The 14,968-nt window shown below is 39.6% G+C and carries 11 protein-coding genes; 7 read left to right on the forward strand and 4 right to left on the reverse strand.

Going from position 1 to position 14,968, the window contains the following annotated elements; genetic code table 11:
* A partial coding sequence (locus tag P8M52_RS01930; protein ID WP_300306548.1) for a CarD family transcriptional regulator occupies nucleotides 1–2,016 on the reverse strand: 2,016 nt, incomplete at its 3' end.
* A 4-nt stretch (nucleotides 2,017–2,020) separates the two neighbouring features.
* Nucleotides 2,021–2,623 carry a nucleoside triphosphate pyrophosphatase gene (locus P8M52_RS01935; protein ID WP_300306551.1) on the reverse strand — a complete coding sequence of 201 codons (603 nt, stop codon included), beginning with the start codon at nucleotides 2,621–2,623 and terminating at the stop codon, nucleotides 2,021–2,023.
* Between the two features lie 56 nt (nucleotides 2,624–2,679).
* On the opposite strand from P8M52_RS01935, the gene folA reads away from it, so the two are divergent.
* Together folA and P8M52_RS01945 are read left to right on the forward strand one after the other, a co-directional pair.
* Nucleotides 2,680–3,165, forward strand: coding sequence for a type 3 dihydrofolate reductase (gene folA / locus P8M52_RS01940; RefSeq protein ID WP_300306554.1), 486 nt, complete (start codon nucleotides 2,680–2,682; stop codon nucleotides 3,163–3,165).
* A 2-nt stretch (nucleotides 3,166–3,167) separates the two neighbouring features.
* On the forward strand, nucleotides 3,168–3,350 hold the full coding sequence (locus P8M52_RS01945) for a DUF6726 family protein (RefSeq protein ID WP_300306557.1): 183 nt from the start codon (nucleotides 3,168–3,170) through the stop codon (nucleotides 3,348–3,350).
* Nucleotides 3,351–3,405: 55 nt separating this feature from the next.
* Here P8M52_RS01945 and gltB read toward each other — a convergent pair whose 3' ends face one another.
* Nucleotides 3,406–7,908: a glutamate synthase large subunit gene (gene gltB / locus P8M52_RS01950; protein ID WP_300306560.1), complete on the reverse strand. Its 4,503-nt coding sequence runs from the start codon at nucleotides 7,906–7,908 to the stop codon at nucleotides 3,406–3,408.
* A gap of 155 nt (nucleotides 7,909–8,063) precedes the next feature.
* Here gltB and yaaA point away from each other — a divergent pair, with 155 nt between their 5' ends.
* Nucleotides 8,064–8,816 carry a peroxide stress protein YaaA gene (gene yaaA, locus P8M52_RS01955; RefSeq protein WP_300306563.1) on the forward strand — a complete coding sequence of 251 codons (753 nt, stop codon included), beginning with the start codon at nucleotides 8,064–8,066 and terminating at the stop codon, nucleotides 8,814–8,816.
* Complete coding sequence (locus P8M52_RS01960) at nucleotides 8,795–9,481, forward strand: ComF family protein (RefSeq protein WP_300306566.1); 687 nt, start codon at nucleotides 8,795–8,797, stop codon at nucleotides 9,479–9,481. The genes yaaA and P8M52_RS01960 overlap by 22 nt, the downstream gene beginning before the upstream one ends.
* Before the next feature lies 1 nt (nucleotide 9,482).
* On the opposite strand, the gene P8M52_RS01965 is transcribed toward P8M52_RS01960, so the two are convergent.
* Nucleotides 9,483–10,406: a Nudix family hydrolase gene (locus tag P8M52_RS01965; protein ID WP_300306569.1), complete on the reverse strand. Its 924-nt coding sequence runs from the start codon at nucleotides 10,404–10,406 to the stop codon at nucleotides 9,483–9,485.
* Between the two features lie 47 nt (nucleotides 10,407–10,453).
* Between P8M52_RS01965 and gshA the strand changes: the two genes are divergently transcribed.
* The 3 genes from gshA to P8M52_RS01980 are packed head-to-tail and all read left to right on the forward strand — an operon-like array spanning nucleotide 10,454 to nucleotide 14,828.
* A complete protein-coding gene (gshA, locus tag P8M52_RS01970) occupies nucleotides 10,454–11,995 on the forward strand; it encodes a glutamate--cysteine ligase (RefSeq protein ID WP_300306572.1) in 1,542 nt (513 codons plus the stop codon).
* Nucleotides 11,996–11,997: 2 nt separating this feature from the next.
* Entirely contained in the window at nucleotides 11,998–13,341 is a 1,344-nt protein-coding gene (gene mnmE / locus P8M52_RS01975) for a tRNA uridine-5-carboxymethylaminomethyl(34) synthesis GTPase MnmE (protein ID WP_300306575.1), read from the forward strand.
* A 41-nt stretch (nucleotides 13,342–13,382) separates the two neighbouring features.
* Nucleotides 13,383–14,828, forward strand: a complete 1,446-nt coding sequence (locus P8M52_RS01980; protein ID WP_300306578.1) for an ATP-binding protein — start codon at nucleotides 13,383–13,385, stop codon at nucleotides 14,826–14,828.
* Nucleotides 14,829–14,968 lie beyond the last annotated feature (140 nt).

Here is a 14,968-nt window from a genome sequence, read left to right on the forward strand (position 1 = left end):
AAACCGATCGACAAAAGATTGATGATGCTGCTTGGCCAGTAGTGTGGTTGGCACCAAAATAGCGACTTGTTTACCTGCTTCAACCGCCAAAAATGCAGCGCGCATAGCGATTTCAGTTTTTCCAAAACCAACATCGCCACAAACTAAACGATCCATTGGCTTGTTGGAACGCATATCTGCTAACACCTCACCCATGGTTTTTAATTGATCAGGGGTTTCTTCAAAAGGAAAGTTAGCAACAAAAGAAGAGTAAGCATCGTTTGGTTCTGGAAAAGAAAAACCTGATTGAGATTCTCTTTTAGCATAGATTTCAAGCAGCTCTGCTGCCACATCATGCAAGGCTTCACCCGCTTTCTTTTTGGCTTTACTCCATTGTGGAGTTCCTAGCTTATGCAGGGGTGCGTTGTCAGTAGAGGCGCCTGAATAACGCGAAATGAGATTAAGCGAAGTCATTGGCACCATGAGTTTGGCACCACCAGCATACTCCAGTTGTAGAAAGTCTTGAGATTGGCCATCATAGGTTTGAGTTTTTAAACCTAAATAGCGACCAACACCATAATTCTCATGAACAATGGGATCGCCTTGTTTGATCTCTACTAGACTTTTAATTGCTTCATCAAAGTCTTTATGTTTTGCCCGTCGACGTCTTTGCTGTTGTACAACTTCTTGACCAAATAAGTTCTCTTCGGTAATAATGGCAATATCATTACTGAGTAGTCCTTGTGGCAGCGGTTGGTTGGTGATATTAAGTAGTTTTTCACCTTGTAAAAACTGTTGCCAATTGGATATTGCTTGCGCATTTAAATTGTGATTGCTAAGTAGCTCTTCTAAAATACTCTGCCTACCCTGAGACTGGCAAACAATTAACACTCTTTGATCCAAACGAGAGATAAACCCTGATAATTTGGCTAATGGGTTTTTTGCCTGTGGCTCAATGCGCAATGGGGGTAATAATTTCGTCTGAAAATTAACATTGCCATTTTTATCTTCCAGTTTTGAGCTACCAATAACAAGTTGTGGCTGTTTTTTGATGGCTGAAAAGAGCTGCTCTTTACTTAAGAAAACCTGGTTGATGTCGAGTGGTGGGCGATCAAGATCCAGTTTGGCATGATCGTAACGTGATTGAATGTTGCTATGCGCACTGTCAACCAATTTACTAAAGCTACTTGAAGTTGCAATCGTGATTGTTTTAGGTAGATAGTCAAATAACGTATTGGTTGATTCAAAAAATAGTGGCAGATAAAATTCAATGCCACCTGGCAATCGCCCTTCGCTAATTTCTGTATAAATAAAACCTTGTTTGGTAAAGGCTTGATCGTAATTACGTTTGAATAGCTCAATACTGGATTCGTCAGTTGCAAATTCACGTGCTGGCAATAAAGCGATTTCATTAACCTGAGCATCACTACGCTGAGTGGATGTGTCAAAGGTTCGTATGGTTTCAATTTCTTGATCAAACAAGTCTAATCGATAAGGTGATTTGGCACCCATTGGGTATAAATCAATTAATGAGCCACGGATGTTAAACTCACCATGTTCCATGACTGTTGTCACACGGTTGTAGCCAATTTTTAATAATTTTTCACTAAAATTATTAAGTTCTAATTGATCGCCTGATTTTATGTTAAAGCTATATTGCTCGCTAAATTCAATAGGACATAGATGTGAAAAAAGCGTTTCTAGCGTAGTAATTACAATACCCTGTTTGAGGTCTCTTAACCGAGAAAGGGTGCTCAAGCGATTTGAAGTAATATCTGGATGTGGAGAGAATTGATCGTAAGGCAACACCTCCCAATTGTCGAAGGTCAAGATATCTAACTCATTGTTGTAAAAATTAAGCGAATTGTAGAGATTGTCGAGGTGGGTGATGTCATCCGCAATCAGTAAAATCACTTGCGGTTGTTGTTGGACGTATTCAATTAACGCCAATGCATCGGCACTGCCATATAAGGAGCCCCAGTAAGTTTTTCTACCTGAGTTTGAAGCGGGCGCCTCATCAGGGTATAGATATGCCATGTGCTTAAATATCAGAACTGAGGATATCAATCCCTTCGTTTTCTAGTAATTGAATTAGTTGAATTAAAGGTAGTCCGATTAACGTGTTGGGATCTTTACCCTCTAGGGCACTGAACAAACTAATACCAAGACCTTCAGACTTAAAGCTACCTGCACAATTATAAGGCTGCTCTTTCTTTAAGTAATTGTCAATTTGTTCAGATTTAAGCTGTCTAAAAACCACCTTAAATGTTTCAACGATAGTTTGTATATTGCCGTTAGTTGTATTCAAAAGACACAAACTTGTGACAAAAGTAACGGTTTTTCCAGAACATTCACTAAGTTGTTTAATGGCATTTTCATGCGTATGGGGCTTGCCTAATACTTGATCATTGGCGCCTTGGCCATCTTGTAGTGTTGCCACTTGATCGGAAGCAATAATTAAGCCTTGATGCAATTTTGCCACTTCTTTAGCCTTATCTTGCGCCAAACGGTATACCAATTGTTTAGGAGACTCTCCTGAGTTTCTTGATTCATCTACATCAGGGGAGTGGGTAGAAAATGCCAGTCCTAATTTATTGAGTAGTTCCTGACGAAAGGGCGAAGAAGAGGCGAGAATTAATGACACGAATGTTACCAGTGTTTGTAAAATAGAATTCATTTTACGTTATTTGAGGCTTTTTCATGCGCTTATCCATCATCGTTGCAATGGACGACAACCAACTCATTGGTCAAGATAATGCCTTGCCGTGGCATTTGCCTGCTGATTTGGGTTATTTTAAAAGGACAACCACAGGAAAAACAGTGCTCATGGGAAGAAAAACCTATGAGTCTATTGGTAGACCCTTGCCGAGTCGTCGAAATGTTATCGTTAGTCGTAACGCTGATTTTCGTGCTGAAGGTTGCGAAGTGGTTAGCAGTATTGATCAAGCACTTGAATTGGCTCGCCATGATGACGAAGTGATGGTTATGGGTGGCGCATCCTTTTACGAGCAAATGCTACCCAGTGTTGACCGTCTTTACATTACCCAGATTGAAGGCACTCATGAGGGTGATGCCTATTTTCCAGTATTTAATCGAGCTGATTTTTCAGAAAGTTTTAGAGAGTCACACCAACCTGACGAAAAGAATAAACACACTTATCACTTCACTATTTTGGATAGAAAATAACCGTGTTTAAATTTTCAATACTATTTTTATCAGCCTTATTGTTGTCAAGTTGCGTATTAACTAAGGTGGTGACTGTGCCAATGCGTGTGGGTGGTGCAGTTATTTCTATTGTTCCGATTGTGGGAGAGGGAATTGATGAGGTTATTGATGAAGCAGCAGACGTCATTGATGCTGTACCTATCTAGTCTGAATTCTTCTCATAAAAAAAGGTTGCTAGTTGCAACCTTTTTTTGTTTAACTTTATTTCTTAGCGTTTTCGGCCAGGACTCGTTTAAAGTCTTTTGGCATCACCTTAATAAAGTGTTTTATCTCATCGTTCCAATTTTCCAGGATACGTTGCGCTACGTTAGAGCCAGTGAACTGAGCATGATTAGTGATAAAAGTCTTAAGCTCAGCTTGAGCTTCGTCATCCATTGGATCTAAGTCAATCATAATCGGATTAACCATGTCTTTAAAAGTGTTGTTTGGATTATAGATATAAGCAATACCACCACTCATACCTGCTCCAAAGTTACGCCCCACTTCACCAAGAACAGTTACTCGACCACCAGTCATGTATTCACAACCATGATCGCCAATACCCTCAACGACAGCCATAACACCTGAATTTCGAACACAGAATCTTTCTGAAACGCAGCCTGATAAGTATATCTCGCCACCTGTGGCGCCATAGCCACAAACGTTACCAGCAATAATTTCTTCTTCTGCATTAAAGCTTGAGTTTTTTGGTGGGTAGACAATTACCTTACCACCAGACAAGCCTTTTCCAACGTAATCATTAGCATCACCTTCTACTTCAAGAGTAATACCTTTGGCAGTAAATGCACCTAATGATTGACCAGCTGAGCCGTTAAATTTAACATGAACACTATCGTCAGCCAGCGTGTTTCCACCACGTGCTTTAACTAGTCGTGAAGATAACATTGCACCAACAGCACGATCTACGTTTGTTATTTTGCTTTCAATTTTTACAGACTGATCGCCGTCAATAACTGATTTAGATTGCTCAAATAAAACATTATCTAATTGCAACTCTAATTGATGGTCCTGGGCTATGGTTTGGTATGTACCTGTATCAGCATTCGGCTTTTGAGCTGGTGTTAGTAATGCATCTAAATTAATAGTGCCTTGCTTCCAATGTTCAATTGCTTTATTCATTTCTAGCATGTCTACACGACCAATCATCTCATTAACCGTTTTAAAGCCAAGGTCTGCCATGATTAGGCGTAATTCTTGAGCTACCATAAACAAGTAATTCACAACATGTTCTGGCTTACCCGTAAACTTTTTGCGCAACTCCTTGTCTTGTGTTGCGATGCCGACCGGACAAGTATTTAAATGACACTTACGCATCATAATGCAACCCATGGTAATTAGTGGTGCGGTTGAGAATCCAAATTCTTCTGCACCAAGCAATACACCAATGGCAACATCACGACCAGTCTTTAATTGTCCATCAGTTTGAATAACCACGCGTGAGCGTAAATCATTCATGACTAGTGTTTGATGTGTTTCTGCCAAGCCTAATTCCCAAGGTAAGCCAGCATGCTTAATGGAGGTTAGTGGCGATGCGCCAGTTCCACCATCATGACCAGCAATAACGATATGGTCTGATTTTGCTTTGGTTACGCCAGCTGCAATGGTTCCTACACCCACTTCTGCTACTAATTTCACACTAATACGTGCTTCTGGATTAGAGCGTTTTAAGTCAAAAATCAATTGTGATAAATCCTCAATTGAGTAAATATCATGATGAGGTGGGGGTGAAATTAGACCAACACCTGGTGTTGAATGACGAATGGCCGCAATGCCTTCGTCTACTTTAGAGCCTGGTAATTCGCCACCTTCACCTGGTTTGGCGCCTTGTGACACTTTAATTTGAATTTCGTCTGCGTTGTTTAGGTAGTCAATAGTGACACCGAAACGGCCTGATGCAACTTGCTTGATAGCACTACGACGTGAGTCTCCATTTGCATCTGGCGTCCAACGCTTAGCATCCTCACCACCTTCGCCAGTATTTGATTTACCACCTAAACGATTCATAGCAATGGCTAACGACTCATGCGATTCTGCAGAAATTGAACCGAAACTCATGGCACCTGTGGCAAAGCGCTTAACAATTTCTTGCGCAGGTTCTACGTCATCAATTGAAATAGAATTACCTTTTTTGAATGACATTAGTCCACGCAGAGTTGAGTTACGCGTACCTTCTTGATTAGCATGATCTGCAAATTCCCAGTATGCCTTCTCATCATTGTTTCTAGCTGCGAGTTGCAGATTAGAAATAGTTTTAGGGTCCCACATGTGTTTTTCACCGCCACTACGCCAGTGGTAATGCCCAAGATTGTCTAGAGTCTTAGTGTTATAGGCGTGTTGATGGCGCTTTTCGCTTTCTGCTTGTAAAATAGCAAAGTTAACACCATCAATACGAGAGGCGGTTTCGAAGAAACATTTCTCCATGACTTCCGGCGCAAGACCAACCGCTTCAAAAATTTGTGCTCCCTTGTATGACTCTAGCGTTGAAATACCCATTTTGGCCATCACTTTAAGCATGCCTTTGGCTACACCTTTACGATAAGCAGCAATAATAGCCTTGTCACTTTCAATGTCGATCATCTTGTCACGACGAGCCTGCCATAATGCTTCAAATGCTAAGTATGGATTAATGGCATCAGCGCCAAATCCGGTCATCAGGCAGAAATGATGCACTTCACGCGCTTCACCAGTTTCAACAATAATACCAACTTGAGTTCTTTCAGAGCTAGCCACTAAGTAGCGGTGTAGTGCTGATGAGGCTAAAAGACTAGAGATTGCGACACGATTTGTGCCAATATTACGATCTGATAGGATAATTAAACTATGTCCATCTTTAATTGCTTGTGAGCCTTGTGCACAAATATCATCAAGCAAATCAGACACGTTTCTATTCTTATCAACATCGTAAGTAATGTCGATCGTTTTGCTAGTCCAACCACGATGATTGCAATGTCTAAGAGCTGCAGTTTCTTCGTTGGTTAAGATTGGGTGCTCAATCACCAAACGATGTGCATTTTCTGGATTGTTAGCAAGTAAATTACCTTCAGGGCCAATCGAACAACGTAGTGACATTACCACTTCTTCACGAATTGAATCAATTGCTGGATTAGTTACTTGGGCAAATAATTGTTTAAAGTAATCATAAATAATACGGGATTGATCAGATAAACATGCTAATGCTGAGTCGTTACCCATAGAGCCTACAGGATCACGTAGTTCATTCACCAATGGTAATAGCATAAACTGCAAGGTTTCCGTACTGTAGCCGAATGCTTTTAAGCGATGAATCAGACTGTCTGGATGAAAGCCATGAGCTTCTTGTTCGCAACTAAGCTCCGATAAGTGTATTTGTTGAGCATCTAACCATTCTTGGTATGGATTCTTAGCTGCAAATTCTGCCTTAATCGCCTCATCATCTACTAGTTCACCTTTGTCAAAATCAACTAGAAACATTTTTCCTGGTCGTAGCCTGCCTTTGGTTTTGACATTGTCTGTTTCCACGTCAACCACACCCACTTCAGAAGCCATAATGACACGATCATCATGGGTTAAGTAGTAACGTGAAGGGCGCAGACCGTTGCGATCTAGCACTGCCCCAATATAGTGGCCATCAGTAAAGGCAATTGAAGCAGGACCATCCCACGGCTCCATCACATTAGAGAAGTATTCGTAGAATGCTTTCTTCTCATTACTCATGTTATTGTCATTCTGCCAGGCCTCAGGCACCATCATTAGCACCGCTTCTTGCAAGGTACGACCATTCATCATTAAGAATTCTAGTACGTTGTCAAAGCTACCTGAGTCGGATACTTCAGTCTCAATTACTGGCAGAGTTTTCTCAAGGTTATTCGAAAATAGCTCACTTTCTAAGGCACCTTCACGGGCACGCATCCAATTATAATTACCCTGACGAGTATTGATCTCACCATTGTGAGACATGTAACGACATGGCTGTGCACGATCCCATGACGGGAAGGTGTTAGTTGAGAACCTTGAGTGGACCATTGCTAGATAAGTTGCATATTCTGGATTTGATAAATCTGAATAAAAATCAAGCACTTGAGAGCCCATTAACATACCTTTGTAGATGATAATAGTGGTTGATAGACTGCAAACATAGAATAACATTGCCTCTGACAAAGACTCATCTGTGCGAATAGTGTGAGATGTCTGTTTTCTAATGACGAATAGGGCGCGTTCAAAGGCTTGCGTATCAATGCCGTCAGCCTTGCTTACGATGAGTTGCTTCATAACTGGCTGAGATTCTCTAGCGATATTACCTACATCGGCTTTTTGTGTATCAACAGGAACATCTCTCCAGCCAATAAAAGTTTGACCTTCATTGTTGACTGCTTGTTCCATAAGCTTCATGCAATGTGCACGCTGTGTATCATCTTGTGGAAAGAAGACGTTACCGACAGCATATTCACCCTGAGAAACTGTTGTGTTAAATAGTGTGCTAATTTCAGCTGCAAAGAAATCGTGTGGAATATTGGTTAAAATACCAGCGCCATCGCCTGTATTAGACTCACAACCACAACCGCCACGGTGATCCATTCGACTTAACATTTCCAAAGCATCAAGTGTAATCTTATGAGAGGACTGACCCTTTACATGGGCGATAAAGCCGACGCCACAGTTTTCTTTCTCGTTGTTAGGTGAGTATAGTCCATGAGCTTTCGGTAAGTGTAATAATTGGTTTTTCATATGCGTAAAATTTACAAAATAAAAATCAGAAAAAATCTCTTAATTATATCCTAAAAGGTCCGCCTATTCGTCTTGAAATAACCTAGTGTCAGAGTGTATTAGCTTGACATAATAAGGTAGAATATTTGTTTATTATTTTTAATAAAGTTTGTTAAATGTTAGCGGTCATATCTCCTTCTAAAACTCAGAATTTTTCCACACCAGATATACGGGAGCATACACTGACTCGTCAATTGAGTGAGTCAGAGTTTTTAGTGGACATTCTGAAAAAGAAGAGCCAAGGTGAACTGTCTCAACTAATGTCAATCAGTGAAAAGTTGTCCAAATTGAATTACGATAGATTTCAGTCGTTTTCAGTACCACTTAATTTTGAAAATGCCAAACAGGCGTTATTAGCATTTAAAGGTGATGTTTATAACGGGATTGATGCGCCGAATCTATCTAAGCAGGATTTGATATTTGCACAAGATAATCTGCGTATGCTCTCAGGCTTGTATGGTGTTGTTCGTCCATTAGATTTAATTGCGCCGTATCGTCTTGAAATGGGTACCAAGCTAAAAACTCCTAAGGGTAAAAATTTGTATGAATTTTGGGGCGATAAAATTTCTAAAGTGTTAAATGAAGATGAATCAGAAGTGATTATTAATCTTGCTTCTAATGAGTACTTTAAGGGGATTGATCAAGCATCTTTAAAAGCCAAGATTATCAATATAGTTTTTAAAGAATTTAAGGGAGATAAATATAAAATTATTGGCATTTACGCTAAGCGTGCTCGAGGGTTAATGGTTCAATTTATGGTTAAGAACCAATTGACTAATCCGCAAGATTTGAAAGCCTTTACAATGGAAGATTATCGTTTTAGAGAAGATATGTCTGATGCAGCCACATGGGTCTTTACACGAGGCTAGCGCCATTAATCCCTAAGCAATCTTGTGTATTGTGCGCTGAGTATTCAGTCTTTTGTGTGTGTGAGTCGTGTGAGAAAAGCCTTCAAGTTAATGCTCATCGATGCCACTCCTGTGCTACCGAATTAAACTCAGGTTTGCATTTTTGCGGGTCTTGTTTGGCCCATGCGCCATTATTTGCTAAAGCCTACACACTATACGATTATTCGGGTTACTGCGCTAATTTAATTAAACGTTTTAAATTTGACCAACAGCTTTGTGTTGGAGATTTTTTCGCCCATAAATTTTATGATAAATACCAAATGCTTGTGGCTGATCAAGGTGAGTATGATGCCATTATACCGCTGCCATTAAGTCCACAGAGGTTGCGTGAAAGGGGTTACAACCAAACCCATGAATTATTAAGAGTTATTGCCAAGAAAACTAATGTGGTAGTAGATCAGACCAGTGTTGAGCGTACTAAAGCAACAAGAGCGCTTTCTACATTAGATTTACAGGAGCGAAAGACTGAAATTAAGAATGCATTTAGCGCAAAACCCATGACCTACAACAAGGTGCTTTTAGTTGATGACGTTATGACGACAGGCGCTAGTTTAAATGAGTTGGCAAAGACAGTATTAAAATCTGGCGTTAAATCTTGTGATGTATTGGTTGTGGCTAGAGCTTAGACTAAAAAGCACCAACACCAGCAATACCTTGGGCTCCAATCTCAAGCGCCTTGTCTAAATCATCTAGACTCATACCGCCTAAAAAATACACAGGAATATTAAGCTTGCTTGCGACTTCTTGCGCTGTGTGCCAGCCAATTGGAAGAGTGTCAGGGTGTGTTTTTGTTGCTTGGACTGGAGAAATTACAACAAAATCCACACCCAAATCTTGGGCCTTTAGTGCTTCATCAAGGCTATGGGTAGATGCGCCTAGTAATTTGTCTTGCGCACAAGGTCTGCGTTCTAAAGCAAGCATTTCATTGGTTGTCATATGCCAACCGTCGCAATAGGATTCGTCAAACGACTTATTAATAGTATTTAGTAAAAGTTTAACGTTATGTTGTTTACATTTGCGGTTAATTTCAGCAATAAAGTCGATATCTAGCGTACTTTTACTACGAAGTTGAACAAGGCTAATATCTTGAGTCATTTTTTCATCAAACTTAGCCATCCAACTCTCTGTTTGATGATTGCTAGAGGGGGTTATCCAGTATTTTTTTGGCAGCGTAATTGAGTCGATAAAGGCTTTCATGGTGGGCAAAAGATTAAAACTTGACAGTGTATCAATATCACTCCAAGCTAGCTCCTGGCCTTCCACACCTTGTGGTACGTTTTGGTATTGTTCGATAGTGTAAATGTATAATTCGACTCGACGCTGAGGGTATTCATGCACCATGGTTTGGTGTAGGGTTAATTTAGTTGCCATAACACCCAATTCTTCTTTAAGTTCTCTAACAAGCGCCTCTTGATTTGACTCTCGAGCTTCGATTTTTCCGCCAGGTAACTCCCAAAATCCACCCATAAATTGATGTGATTGACGTTTGGCAATAAGAATTTGTTGTTTATCGTTGTATAAAACACCAACAACTGCCTTGATTGTCTTCATTGTGTAAGCTAATGGTAAAATAGACCTTATTTTAATTCGTAAGCCTTTTGAATATAGAGCAAAAAATTCAATTACTTAAGCCTCATGCAAAATTATTGGCAGGCAATTTGATTGGCATTGAAAAAGAGGGTTTGCGCATTTCTAGAAAAGGTGGCTTATCACAAGCACCTCACCCCCAAACGTTGGGCTGCGCCTTGACGCACCCTAATATTACAACTGATTTTTCAGAGTCATTGCTTGAATTGGTTACACCGCCTTTGTCTGACGCTCAATCGGTGCTTAATTTTTTGCAAGATACTCAACATTATCTATATCAACATTTGCCCAAGGACCAGAACTTTTGGCCAGCAAGTATGCCTTGTGTCATTCGTGGTGAAACCTATATCCCTATTGCTCAATATGGTCCAAGTAATCGCGGCAAGATGAAAACAGTGTATCGTCAAGGTCTGGCCAATCGCTATGGTAGTGTCATGCAAACCATTGCTGGCATACATTTTAATTATTCATTTTCTCAAGAGTTCATGGATCAATTTTGTCAGTTGTCATTGTTAAATCAAAGTCATGATGAGGCTTATATGGGATTGACTCGTAATGTGGTGCGTTACGGTTGGATAATCCCGTATTTGTTTGGCGCCTCTCCGGCAGTGTGCAAGTCCTTTTTAAAAGGTTATCATCAGCATACATTGGTTGAATTCAATGAGTCCACTTTATTTGAGCCTTATGCAACCTCATTGCGCATGGGTGATATTGGTTATCAGAATTTAAGAGAAGATGAGGCTGGAGTTAAGGCAAACTATAACTCTTTAGATCATTATGTACATTCGCTTAAGGCTGGAATGTCTACAAGTTGTAGCGAACACGAACAAATTGGTATTAAAAAAAATGGCGAGTATCAGCAGCTCAACTCTAATATTTTGCAGATTGAAAATGAGTATTATGCTTCTGTACGTCCAAAACCTTTAGTTGAATCAGGTAAAAAACCCTTAGATAGTTTAAGTGATAATGGTATTGCTTATATCGAGCTAAGGTCTTTAGATATTAATCCGTCATTATCAATGGGTATTGACGAACAGCAAATTCATTTTTTAGAGGTTTTTTTATTATTTTGCCTATTAAAAGAGTCACCTGCTATCTCCACTCGAGAGCAATTCGAGATCGATATTAATGATCAATTAGTAGCGCATGAAGGACGTAAGCCAAATCTAAAGCTCAAGTGCCAATCGAAAGAAGTTTCCATTGTTGAATTGGGTAAAAATATCACGGCAGAGTTGCAGCTATGTGCGGGTTTGTTTGGCAAAGGGTATGTCTCAGAAGTGAGCGATATTTGCAGGCGTTTTAATAATCCTGAATTAACACCATCTGCTCTATCCCTTGCCAGAATGAGAAATAAAAATCAGGGATTTTTCGATGATATCAATACATTTGCCAAGCAACATCGTCGAGAGCATTTGTCGAACGAAATTAATCAAACTCATTTCGATTATTTAAACAAACAAGCGCAAGAATCATGCAAACGTCAACGAGAAGTTGAAGAGTCTGATACTATAAGCTTTGATGAATACTTATCGCAATACTTTAGCCAAATTTAATTATGAGTAATACAGAATCAACCATTTGCGCATTGGCTAGTAGTATTGGTAAGGGCGGCATTGGCGTTGTACGCGTTTCGGGGCCGCTTAGTCAGAGCATCGCTAAGAAAATGTTAGGTTTTGTGCCTAAGCCACGCTATGCGCATTATGGTTCTTTTTTTGACCAAGACACAATAGAAGTTGACCAGGGTATTGCGCTATTTTTTCCTGGACCGAATTCATTTACTGGCGAAGATGTGCTTGAATTTCAAGGCCATGGTGGCATTAGCGTTATGCGCTCATTACTAGAATCTGCCATTGCATTGGGCGCACAAGCGGCCGAACCAGGAGAGTTTTCTAAGCGTGCTTTTCTAAATGGAAAAATGGATTTGGTGCAAGCAGAAGCAGTAGCAGATATCATTGATGCAAGTTCAGAACAAGCCTCGCGCTCGGCACTTAGATCGCTAACAGGCGTTTTCTCAAAACAAGTGAACGCGTTAACTCGATCGATTATTGATTTGCGTATTTTTGTTGAAGCAACCATTGACTTTTCTGATGAAGAAATTGATTTTTTGCAATCTGAACAAGTTAAAGAAAAGGTACAAGCTATTAAAGCTGAAATTGAGCAAATTTTACATTCAGCGACTCAAGGGGCTATTTTACGTGAAGGTCTTAATGTGGCCATTGCTGGTAAACCGAATGCCGGTAAATCATCTTTATTAAATGCGCTCACTCGGCGCTCTAGTGCGATTGTCACCGATATTGCTGGTACGACCAGAGATGTGTTGCGTGAAACGATTCATATTGATGGTATGCCACTTAATATTATTGATACAGCAGGCCTGCATGAAAGCGAAGATGTAGTTGAGAAAGAAGGTATTAAGAGGGCGCGGGATGCCATTGCTAACGCAGATGTTGTACTTATGGTCTACGATGCACAAGATCAAGCACCTGACTTTTCCTTATTGCCCGAAGATATCAAATATAAAAACCTATTAATCATTAAAAATAAAATTGATTTGACGAATGAGACAATAGGAAAGACCAAGGTTAATCGTAAAATCCAATTATCTATTTGTGCAAAAGATGTCCAAGGAATTGATCTGCTTAGGCAAGAATTATCAGATATTGCTGGGTTTGATAGTAGTGCTGAAGGTGTAGTGTTGGCTAGAAAGCGTCATATTATTGCCCTTGAGGAGTCGCTTGTGAGTATTGATAACGCATTGATGCAATTAGATGGCGGAGCAATTGAATTAATGGCTGAGGATTTACGTCATAGTAGCCAGTCCATGGCAAGTATTACGGGAGAGTTCTCCTCGGATGATTTATTGGGTGAAATATTTTCGTCTTTTTGTATTGGTAAATAATGAATATTAAGCATAAATTTTATTTATATTTTATTTTAATAGTGTTTCTGTCAACAGCTATAGTTGTCGAAGTGACACTGGCCTACAAAACCCATAGCACAATTGATATCTTGTGGACTATCTTGCTTGTGTTTATTTATGTTGCCTTGTATTTGTCTATTCGTAAGGATTTTTTACTGCCCTTTTCTGATTTGCAACAATGGATAGAAGGATTTAAATACAATCAAAATATGCGCTTGGATGAGGAGCGTAAAACAACATTCCAGCCGGTAGCTATTGCAATTAATCATTTGATAGACGAAAACCATCATCTATACGATGACATGGAAGGTATTCTAAAAAAACAGATTCAGCGCCTTAGTAACAAATCAGCTTCTTTGGAAACGCTATATAGTGTTTCTTCTAAACTTAATCGTGTGCATTCAACTGAAGAATTGTTTGAATATTTTTTAAATATGTTTGTCAATATGACGGGGGCGAGTTCTGGCGCTGCTAGAAGCTTGGACCGTGATGGTGAATTGCACTTAGTAGCTCAAGAAGGTGTTATCGACACACAAGATCAAGAAATACAAGTATTAAGTAGCGATTGTTTCTGTGGCGAAGTAGCCATGGCCGAAGAAGCAGGCGTGCAATTTAGTGTGCATAATTGTGCAAGATGTGTCGGTAAAAAGTCAAGGAAGATAGCAGATGTTGGGACTATCTTTATACCCTTAAGATACCATGGGAAAACGCTAGGTATTTTTAACCTGTTTTTTGATAAAGAGCCTTCATTGGCATATGATGAGCGTGCTCTATTGGAATCTATCGCTGATAATATTGCCATTGCATTAGATAAATCAGCACTTGATAAGCAAACAAAGCGTATGGAGTTATCGCAAGAACGTTTGTTTTTATCACAAGAAATTCATGATTCCTTAGCGCAAACAATATACAGCTTGAAGTTACAAGTAAGCGTATTAGGTAATTCATTAAAGCAAGCTAAACAAATGGACGCCTATCATCAGATTGACGCACTGCAAACTAATATTACTCAGGCAAACCAGGAGTTACGCGAACTTATGTGTAATTTCCGTGTGCCACTAGACCCCAAAGGCATTGAAATATCTTTAAAAAATCTAGTTAATCGGTTTAAAGCAGAAGAGGGGGTGGCAACCTACCTACAGGTAAAAGGTAAATTTAAAGTTGATCCTGAGATTGAAATGCAAATTATGCGAATTACTCAAGAGGCTTTGTCAAATATCCGCAAACATGCCAAAGCGCGAAACGTTAGAATTTTATTAACGGCCGAACCATATTGCCAATTATTAATCGAAGATGACGGTGTTGGCTTTGTAAAAGAGCAAAATACCAGCGAAGTATTGGGGAATAATATTGGCATGAATATTATGAACGAACGTGCACAAAGAGCAGGCGCAAACATTGAGATAGAGTCTGAACCAGATGAAGGTACTCGAATTACGGTGAATTTCAAGAAGAGCAAAACATGAAGATATATATTATTGATGACCATGCCCTGTTTAGAAACGGGTTAATTGCATTGTTAGAATCTAAAAAGATCAAAGCAACACCAGAATACATTTTTCACAACGTTAGGTATTTAATTCAGGCTTACCCTCACATACAATTT

The sequence above is a fragment of the Candidatus Thioglobus sp. genome, assembly GCF_029243085.1.
GTDB lineage: Bacteria > Pseudomonadota > Gammaproteobacteria > PS1 > Pseudothioglobaceae > Thioglobus_A.